The following is a 516-nucleotide window of genomic DNA, read 5'->3' as shown; positions in this document are numbered from 1 at the left end:
CTTGTTGAGATCGACCAGACCCACCTCCGCCAAGGCCGCAAGATGCTCGGCAAGCAGCCGGTCGAGCAGATCGGCGCATCCGACCCGGAAGTCTGCCAGTGTATGGTAGTTCACCGAGACCCCGCCACACAGCCAGCGATAGACATCGTGGCTCTCGCACAGCCGCTCCAGAGCGCGAGCGCTTCCTACCCCGTCGCTGGTCGCATAAAGCCACAGTGCCAGCAAAAGCCGTGGCGACGTCGCCGGATGACCCGGCCTCTCGCCCCGCGCCTTGATCCGACCTTCAAGCTCGCCCAGGTCGAGCCCGTCGACATAGGACCAGATCACCCGCGCCGGATGATCTTCCCCGATCAGGCTCTCGATATCCACCGCTCGCAGTTCAATCTGATCCCGCTGCGGCTTGCGCAGACGCGGCTCGCCCGCGGGCGCCGCATCAGTTCGCGGCTTCGGCTGCTCGGGCAGCTCTCCAAAAAGCTTGTCTTCAGCCATCTCGCGCTTCCTGCAATTCTGCCAGTG

The 516-nt window shown here is 64.3% G+C and carries 1 protein-coding gene; it reads right to left on the bottom strand.

Annotation, left to right across the window (positions count from 1 at the left end):
- Positions 1 to 489: transposase (locus tag FNJ47_RS46570; RefSeq protein WP_163163541.1), on the bottom strand; the 489-nt coding region annotated here is incomplete at its 3' end.
- Positions 490 to 516 lie beyond the last annotated feature (27 nt).

Source organism: Bradyrhizobium uaiense, from assembly GCF_010811875.1.
GTDB lineage: Bacteria > Pseudomonadota > Alphaproteobacteria > Rhizobiales > Xanthobacteraceae > Bradyrhizobium > Bradyrhizobium uaiense.
The sequence above is the reverse complement of the archived record's forward strand: the minus strand, read 5'-3'. Positions and strand labels throughout refer to the sequence as shown.